The 8,402-nt window shown below is 65.4% G+C and carries 6 protein-coding genes and 1 tRNA gene; 3 read left to right on the top strand and 4 right to left on the bottom strand.

From position 1 onward, the window contains the following. Positions 1 to 131: FGGY family carbohydrate kinase (locus B6V72_RS18690; protein ID WP_141104962.1), on the bottom strand; the 131-nt coding region annotated here is incomplete at its 3' end. Between the two features lie 21 nt (positions 132 to 152). Continuing rightward, positions 153 to 1,712, bottom strand: coding sequence for a glycerol-3-phosphate dehydrogenase (gene glpD / locus B6V72_RS18685; RefSeq protein ID WP_088736343.1), 1,560 nt, complete (start codon positions 1,710 to 1,712; stop codon positions 153 to 155). Between the two features lie 312 nt (positions 1,713 to 2,024). Between glpD and B6V72_RS18680 the strand changes: the two genes are divergently transcribed. Then, a complete protein-coding gene (locus B6V72_RS18680; protein ID WP_088726290.1) occupies positions 2,025 to 2,948 on the top strand; it encodes an aldose epimerase family protein in 924 nt (307 codons plus the stop codon). A 43-nt stretch (positions 2,949 to 2,991) separates the two neighbouring features. On the opposite strand, the gene xylB is transcribed toward B6V72_RS18680, so the two are convergent. Next, on the bottom strand, positions 2,992 to 4,428 hold the full coding sequence (gene xylB / locus B6V72_RS18675; RefSeq protein ID WP_088736342.1) for a xylulokinase: 1,437 nt from the start codon (positions 4,426 to 4,428) through the stop codon (positions 2,992 to 2,994). A gap of 163 nt (positions 4,429 to 4,591) precedes the next feature. Here xylB and B6V72_RS18670 point away from each other — a divergent pair, with 163 nt between their 5' ends. Then, complete coding sequence (locus B6V72_RS18670; protein ID WP_088736341.1) at positions 4,592 to 5,620, top strand: cation transporter; 1,029 nt, start codon at positions 4,592 to 4,594, stop codon at positions 5,618 to 5,620. A gap of 143 nt (positions 5,621 to 5,763) precedes the next feature. Continuing rightward, positions 5,764 to 7,683, top strand: a complete 1,920-nt coding sequence (locus tag B6V72_RS18665; protein WP_088736340.1) for a DEAD/DEAH box helicase — start codon at positions 5,764 to 5,766, stop codon at positions 7,681 to 7,683. Positions 7,684 to 8,325: 642 nt separating this feature from the next. Here B6V72_RS18665 and B6V72_RS18660 read toward each other — a convergent pair. Continuing rightward, a tRNA-Met gene (locus B6V72_RS18660) sits at positions 8,326 to 8,402 on the bottom strand.

Raw genomic sequence — 8,402 nt, 5'->3', positions numbered from 1 at the left:
TCCACCCAGCCCGAACGCGGGAAATGCTGCGTGAATTCCTGCTGCGCGCTCGCCACCGGGCGCAGCGCGCCGTCAAAAACGATCGCCCGCGACGACGTGGTGCCTTGGTCGATTGCCAGAATATGGGTCATGAAGTCCTCCCGTTTCGCGCCTCAGGCCGCGTGCTCCTCCAGCCACGCGGCGACAGAGTTGACCTGATCGGCATCGAGCCGCAAGCCCAGCTTGGTACGCCGCCAGATCACGTCCTCGACCTTGCGGGCCCATTCCTTCTCGACGAGCCAGCGCAGCTCGGCCTCGGTAAGCGTACCGCCGAAATCGCGGCCCAGATCGGCCAGCGCCTTGGCATCGCCGAAGATGTCCCACGCCTCGGTGCCATAATGACGGATCATCCGCTCGGCCCATTTGCGATCCACGAAGGGGTAGTCCTGCGAGAGCTTGGCGATCTTGGCCTCGACCTCTTCGGGGGCGAAATCGCCGCCCGGGAGACGCGCGTCTTTCGTCCACGGCCCGCCCATCCCGGGCAGATGCGGGCGCAGCTTGGCCAGCGCATCCTCGGCCAGACGACGATAGGTGGTGATCTTGCCCCCGAATACATGCAGCGCCGCCGGCTGGCCCGTCGGGGCATCGAGCGAGAGCACGTATTCGCGCGTCGCCGCGGTCGCAGAACTCGCGCCGTCCTCATAGAGTGGGCGCACGCCGGAATAGGTCCAGACGACATCGTCGGGCGTAACTTCCTGCTTGAAATACTCGGAGGCAAATTCGCACAGGTAATCGCGCTCGGCCTCGGTACATTCGGCGGCGAGCGGCGAATCCTCATGCGCGGCCTCGGTCGTGCCGATCAGGGTGAACTCCTGCTCGTAGGGGATCGCGAAGATGATCCGCCCGTCGGTGCCTTGGAAGAAGTAGCATTTATCGTGATCGTAGAGCTTGCGGGTCACGATATGGCTGCCGCGCACGAGGCGGATATGCTCGCGGCTGGCGCTGCCCATCGTACCTTTCAGGATCTGCTCGACCCACGGGCCGCCCGCATTGACCACGGCGCGGGCCAAATGCTCCTCGCGCCCGTTCGGACCCTCGGTGGTGATCACCCAATGACCGCCGTCGCGATGCGCCTCGACGACCCTCGTCTGCACACGAATGTCGGCGCCATGCGCCTCGGCGTCGCGCGCATTGAGCACGACGAGCCGGGCGTCCTGCACCCAGCCGTCGGAATATTCGAAGGCATGAGCGAATTGATCCTTCAGCGGCGCGCCTTCGGGCGTGTTGCGCAGATCGAGTCGCTTCGTACCCGGCAAGAGCCCCTGCCCTCCCAGATGATCGTAGAGGAACAGCCCCGAGCGGATCATCCAGGACGGGCGCTTGCCCCTCATCCACGGCATCACGGTCGAGAGCATCTTCGAGACCGGCGTATCGCTCTCGAAACGCATGTCGGCGCTGTAGGGCAGCACGAAGCGCATCGGCCAGGAGATATGCGGCATCGCGCGGATCAGCACCTCGCGCTCCGACAGTGCCTCGCGCACCAGTTTGATCTCGAGATACTCGAGATAGCGCAGCCCGCCATGGAATAACTTGGTGGAGGCCGAGGAGGTCGCCTGCGCGAGGTCGCCCATCTCGGCCAGACGCACCCTGAGGCCACGCCCTGCCGCGTCGCGCGCGATCCCGCAGCCGTTCACGCCGCCGCCGATCACGAAGAGGTCTACTGCCTGTGACATTCTGCGCACTCCTAACGCCCATCGCTTCTACACCATTAGGCGCGATATTTTTCGTTATTGATAATTATAGACACTTTTCGCGCATAATCGAGCGTGAAAACGCCTCGCCCCCAAATTCTCCACACCGATCACGAAACTTTTAAGGAACGCCAGCGTTGCTGTATGGTGAGATTCGGGGCGTTCAGCGCGTTTGGCGGGCAGCCGACTGACGATGTAGCTAACTCGCCTAAGAGATTGATCGAGGTTAAAGTCGTGACGTGCGAATAGGCTTACGTAAGGTAAGCCGTATCGGGAACCGGACGGGACAAGAGCATGTTCGATCATGAAACAGAACTGGAGATCGGGCTTGCTTCGGGGATGCGGGTCCGCATCGACCCGAAAGGCGCACGACTGACAAGCTTGGTCCTGCCAGGCGCCGACGGCCCGGTCGAGATTCTTATCGGCCCCGATCCCGGAGAGACCGCACGCAGCTTCCACGGCGCAACAATCGGGCGCTACTCCAACCGCATCGCCGGCGGCCGCTTCACGCTTGATGGCGAGCAGTTCCAGCTTGATACGAACGAGAACGGAAACTGCCTTCACGGCGGCGGTCAGGGCTTCGACCAGCGCGACTGGACGGTCGTGGCGCATTGGATCAACGCGGTGGCGCTGCGGCTCGAAAGCCGCGACGGCGATCAGGGCTTTCCCGGCAATCTCGTGGCGGAGGCGAGCTTTGCGCTATCGGACCCTGCCACTCTGACGATCACCTATCGCGCGCGCTGTGATCGGGCCTGCCCGGTCTCGCTGACCTCGCACGGGTATTTCAACCTCGCCGGCGGTGGCTCGATCGCCGATCACCGGCTGAAGATCAACGCCGATCAGGTGCTGGAGATCGATTCCGAAACATTGCCTGTCGGCGCCCCGCGCGATGTCGCAGGCACCCGGTTCGACTTTCGCGATTCGGCCCCGGTGCCGGGACCGGATGGCGCAGGCTTCGATCACAACTTCTGTCTGCGTCCCGGCGCAATGCGCGAGATTGCGGCACTGAACGATCCGGCCTCGGGGCGCAGCATGACGATGCTGAGCAACCAGCCCGGCTTGCAGGTCTACACTTCGCCATCGGGCGACAGCTTCAACGCGATCTGCCTGGAGCCGCAGGCGTGGCCCGATGCGCCCAATCACCCCGAATACCCGTCCGCGATCCTGCAGCCCGGCAAGGAATACGTGAACCGAATTCGCCTGCAGTTCTCGGGCTGAGCCCGCGAAAGCCACGCCAGCGGAAAAGGCGCGGCGCGCAGGGTCAGGTCAAACCGCTCAGCGCGGCACCGGCTTGACGATAGCGCTCATAGCCCTCGTCGAACGCCGCGCGCAACGCAGGCACCGGCTCGATCGTCGCGGCAATCTCGGGCGGGCGTGCGAGTTCCAACCCGCCGCCGGTCGCCGCCATCATGCCGAGCCGTGCCGCCCCGAAGGCGCCGCCGTAGTCGCCCGCCACCGGCAGGGCCACCGGCGTATCGAGCGCCGTCGCGATTGCCTCACACCAATAACGCGAACGCGTCCCGCCGCCGACACCAAGCAGCGTCTCGATCCGCGTCCCGGTCCCAGCCAGCGCGTCGCGACAATCGCGAAGCGCGAAACTCACGCCTTCCAGCACGGCCCGCGTCGTCGCCGCCCGATCGGTCGCATGCTCAAGCCCGATGAAGGCCCCACGGATCGCCGCGTCGTTCAGCGGCGTGCGCTCGCCGCCGAGATAGGGCAGGAAGCGCGCCTTGCCCGGCGCCCGCAACGGGCCGAGGCCCTCGGTCAGTTGCTTGGCGTCGCTCTCCAGAAGCCGCGCATACCAGTTCAGCGCGTCGGTCGCGGCCAGCACCACGCCCATCTGGTGCCATGTCTGAGGCAGGGCGTGACAGAAGCTGTGCACGGCGCTCGCCGCATCGGGCCGATAGCCGTCGTCCGCGGCGAAAAGCACCCCCGAAGTGCCGAGCGAGACAAAGGCCTGTCCGGCCGCCACGACGCCGACGCCAACGCCCGAAGCCGCGTTGTCGCCACCGCCACCGGCCACGACGACACCGTCCGGCAGACCGAAGCGCGCCGCGATCTGCGGGCGCAGCGTGCCCGACACGTCCGAGCCTTCGACGAGACGCGGCATCTGTTCGCGCCGCATCCCGGTCGCCGACAGAAGCGCGTCCGACCAGTCACGCGCACCGGTATCGAGCCAGCTGGTTCCGGCGGAATCGGACATCTCCGAGGCATGTTCCCCGGTCAGCCAGAGCCGCAGGTAATCCTTCGGCAACAGTACCTTCGCCACCTTCGCGAAGATTTCAGGCTCTTGCTTCGCAAGCCAGACCAGCTTCGGTGCGGTGAAGCCGGGGAAGACGATATTACCGCTGATTTCGCGGAACTGCGGGTCGGCGTCGAGGGACGCCGCCTCGCGGTGGGCGCGGGTGTCGTTCCACAGGATGCAGGGCCGCAGCACCGCGTCCTGCGCATCCAGCAACGTCGCGCCATGCATATGCCCGGAAAGCCCGATACCGCGCACCGCCGAGAGGTCATGCTGCGCGAGCGTGCCCAGCACCGCCTCCATCGCCGCGACCCATTCGGCGGGATTCTGTTCCGACCATCCTTCATGGGCGCGCGAAACGGTGAGGGGATGCGTCGCCTCGGCCACCACGCGCTGCGCATCGTCTATCAAGAGGCCCTTCAGCCCCGAGGTGCCCAGATCCAATCCGATAAACATGCTTGTCCTCCCGCGCGCGCTGCTCGTCTCGCGCCGACCCTAACGTCTCTGGCGGGCATGTCGACTCCTCGACCCCACACGAATGTGCCTGTCCGTCGCACCGCATAACGGAACCGTGAGCGCATTGCGCGGTTGCCTTTCGAACAGTGACCCCGGAGCCTGGATGATCGCCTCTCTCTCGACCCCTCTTCTGCTTGGCGCTTTCACCCTTGCGGGGTTGATCGTCGTCATCTCCTCGATCAAGGCGACCGGGCTGGCCGACGTGATCGCGGATCGCACCCGCATCGGCGAGGCGCTGGCGGGCGGGATCGTTCTGGGCGCCGCGACTTCGCTGTCGGGGATCGTCGTCTCCGTCTCGGTAGCCGCACAAGGGGACGCGAGTTTCGCCTTCTCAAACGCCGTAGGCGGGATCGCCGCGCAGACCTTCTTTCTGGCGCTGGCCGACATGCTGCACCGGCGGGCCAATCTCGAACATTCGGCGGCGGAGCCTGCCAACCTCTTTCAGGCAGTGATGCTGATCGTGCTGCTGTCGATCCCGCTCGCCGCGACGGCCGCGCCCGATTACGCGATCTGGGGCATCAGCCCGGCTTCGGTGATCCTGTTTCTCGCCTATCTCGGCGGCACGAAACTCGCGGCCCAGGTCTCGGAATCGCCGATGTGGAAACCGGTCGAGACCCGCGAAACGCGCCATGACGAGCCCGAGGACGAAGAAGAGAGGAACCGTTCACCACGCGGGCCGATCCTCGTCTTCGTCGGCCTCGTCGTCGTCATGGGCCTCAGCGGCTGGGTCATTTCGCAAGCGGGGCGGGAATTCGTCACACGTTTCGACCTCAGCTCCTCGCTGGTAGGCGCATTGCTGACGGCGGTGGTAACATCGCTGCCGGAACTGGTGACGACGCTGACGGCGGTCCGCCGCGGCGCACTGCAACTGGCAATCGGCGGCATTATCGGCGGCAACACCTTCGACACGCTGTTCCTAGTCTTCTCGGACGGGGCGTATCGCGAGGGTTCGCTCTACCACGCGGTCTCGATGCCGGATCTGTACTGGCTGGCGACGGGACTGATGATGACGGGCGTGTTGCTCGGCGGATTGATCCTGCGGCAGAAGGACGGGCCGGCCCGGATCGGGATCGAGAGCCTGCTTCTGGTCGCAATCTACGCCTCGGCAGTGGTGCTGCAAGTCCTCGCCTGACCAAGGATTCTTGCCTCTCAGGGCCGGATTCGCGAAATAGGCAATATACATTTGCCGCAAGGACCGTTATGCAGGCGCCTTCCGCACGGGCTGCCAGAAGCAGAGCGGCCCGTCCCTTACGTCATTGCTTGGACGACTTTCCGATGATCCCCTCCCTTTCCGCAGCGCTCGCCGAGCGCGGCTACGACACTCTCACTCCCGTGCAGGACGCGGTGACCGATCCCGCGCTGGCGGGCAAGGACCTGCTGGTCTCTGCCCAGACCGGCTCGGGCAAAACGGTCGGCTTCGGTCTCGCGATCGCGCCGACCCTTCTGGGCGAGGCCGAAAGCTTCGGCCCGGCCGGCACGCCGCTCGCACTCGTCGTGGCCCCCACGCGGGAACTCGCTTTCCAGGTCATGCAGGAATTGCGCTGGCTCTATGGCAAGACCGGCGCCATCGTCAGCTCCTGCGTCGGCGGCATGGATCCGCGGCAGGAACGGCGCGCCCTCGAGCGCGGCACCCATATCGTGGTCGGCACCCCCGGCCGTCTGAGCGATCATATCCGCCGCGGCGCGCTCGACCTGGGCGACATCCGCGCGGTCGTGCTCGACGAAGCCGACGAGATGCTCGATCTGGGTTTCCGCGAAGACCTCGAATTCATCCTCGGCTCCGCTACGGAAGAGCGCCGCACGCTGCTGTTCTCGGCCACCGTGTCGCCTATGATCGCGAAACTGGCCGAGCAGTTCCAGAACGACGCGCAGCGCATCTCGACGATCAACACCGCGCAGCAGCACTCCGACATCGCCTATAAGGCGCTGAAGGTCGCGGCCTCGGACAGCGATCATGCGATCTTCAACCTGCTGCGTTTTCATCATGACGAAAGCGCCATCGTCTTCGCCAACACCCGCGCGGCGGTGAACCATCTCAGCGCCCGTCTCGGCAATCGCGGCCTCTCGGTCGTGACGCTCTCGGGCGAGCTGTCACAGGCCGAACGCAGCCACGCGCTGCAGGCGATGCGCGACGGGCGGGCGCGGGTCTGCGTGGCGACCGACGTCGCCGCACGCGGTATCGACCTGCCGAACCTGAGCCTAGTGATCCATGCCGATCTGCCGCAAAACCCCGAAAGCCTGCTGCACCGTTCGGGCCGCACAGGCCGCGCCGGGCGCAAGGGGATGTCCGCGCTGATCGTGCCGCCGCGCATGGTCAAACGCGCCGAGCGCCTGCTGAAATTCGCCAAGATCAACGCGGAATGGACGGTGCCGCCCTCTGCCGAGTCGATCATCGCGCGCGACGAAGAGCGCCTGCTGACCGATCCCGATTGGCGCGAGCCGATCACCGAGGATCAGGCGGCGTTCGCGCGCAAGCTGCTCGACAGGCACGGGGCCGAGGCTGTCGCCGCCGCCTTCCTGCGCCTGCAGCAAGCGCGCAACGCACCGCCCGAAGACCTTCTGCCGCCCGACACCAAGGGCCAGTCCGAGCGCCAGGAATTCGGCCCGAGCCGCTGGTTCACCCTGTCGGTCGGGCGCAATGACCGAGCCGAGCCGCGTTGGCTGCTGCCGCTCCTGCGCCGCCATGCCGATCTGGAGAAATCCGCCATCGGCGCGATCCGCGTGCGCGACGACGAAACCTTCGTCGAGATTGCCGAGAAGAGCGTCGCAAAGTTCGCGGCCTCGCTTGGTCCCGATGGCGAGCTCTCCGACGAGATCACGGCCCGCGCCCTCAACGGTGAACCCGATTTCGGCCCCCCGCCGAAAAAGCGTCGCGCCGACAAACCGCAGGGCAAGCCCCATCGTGGCGAGCGTGGGGAACACCCGGGCAAGGCGCCCCATCGCAAAGGCTCGCCCAAGGGCGCACGCGCTGAAGGCGCTCCGGCAGACAATACCAAGACGAGCGGCTGGAGCCCGGATGACGAGGCGGTCTTTGCCGCCCTAGCGGATATCCCGTCGAAAAAGCGCAAGCCCGAGGGCGGCGCAGGCGCGAAACCGAAAAAACCTCGCGCGAAATACGCGGGCCCCGGCAAAGGGACGCATCCGGGAAAAAGCGGAAAGCCCAAGCCCGGCGGCCCGAAAAAGCCGCGCAAGTGACGATGTGATTCTACAAAAGGCCCGCAGCGATGCGGGCCTTTTTCGTACCAGATCCGAAGCGCCCGGGTCAGCGCCTCCTTACCGCCTTAGACTGTGAGAACGCGACAGAAGCCTCCGTGGCCTGATGCCCCTTAATATCACTGTCACGGGTCTTTCGCCTCGCCACGAGCGAAGCCCGGTTGGTGATGCTATGCGTCCGTGCAGGTCAACGATTGGCCTCCGAGACGAGGTAAGCCCCGTAAGTCCGAGCTCCGGAACACGCTCGCCACGATACCAACGCCCGATCCCGTCATCATCCACCCGGCGCTTGCCGAGGTCTACCGCAGCAAGGCGGAAGATCTGACAGCTGCGCTCAATGACAAGGATAGTCGCAGCGAGGCAACGGCGATCCTGCGCGGCCCGATAGAGGGCATCTTTCTGCACCCGGGCGCGGACGCACCCGGCGGCCATGTGATTGAGCGTTATGGCGAGTTGGGTGCGATCCTGGGATTGAGGGATGGCACAAATGACAAACCCCGCCTTGGTGTGGGCGGGGTGTCGAATTCTACTCCGCCTGCTTCCCCATTGCTTCTGGGGGGCTTAGCACAAGGCAAGACACCGCCCGAAGGCGGCTGTGAGCGTATGGATATGCTTTAGAAGATTTGGTTGCGGGAGTAGGATTTGAACCTACGACCTTCAGGTTATGAGCCTGACGAGCTACCGGGCTGCTCCATCCCGCG

This window comes from Thioclava sp. F34-6 (genome assembly GCF_002213235.1).
In the GTDB taxonomy this organism is placed as follows: Bacteria; Pseudomonadota; Alphaproteobacteria; order Rhodobacterales; family Rhodobacteraceae; genus Thioclava; species Thioclava nitratireducens.
Note: the sequence above shows the minus strand (reverse complement) of the source record. Positions and strands in the feature narration are given on the sequence as shown.

Coding starts and splice junctions, on each gene's coding strand:
- xylB (WP_088736342.1), bottom strand. CDS start 4,428: ATGTTTATCGGATTGGATCTGGGCACCTCGGGGCTGAAGGGCCTCTTG.
- B6V72_RS18670 (WP_088736341.1), top strand. CDS start 4,592: ATGATCGCCTCTCTCTCGACCCCTCTTCTGCTTGGCGCTTTCACCCTT.
- glpD (WP_088736343.1), bottom strand. CDS start 1,712: ATGTCACAGGCAGTAGACCTCTTCGTGATCGGCGGCGGCGTGAACGGC.
- B6V72_RS18665 (WP_088736340.1), top strand. CDS start 5,764: ATGATCCCCTCCCTTTCCGCAGCGCTCGCCGAGCGCGGCTACGACACT.
- B6V72_RS18680 (WP_088726290.1), top strand. CDS start 2,025: ATGTTCGATCATGAAACAGAACTGGAGATCGGGCTTGCTTCGGGGATG.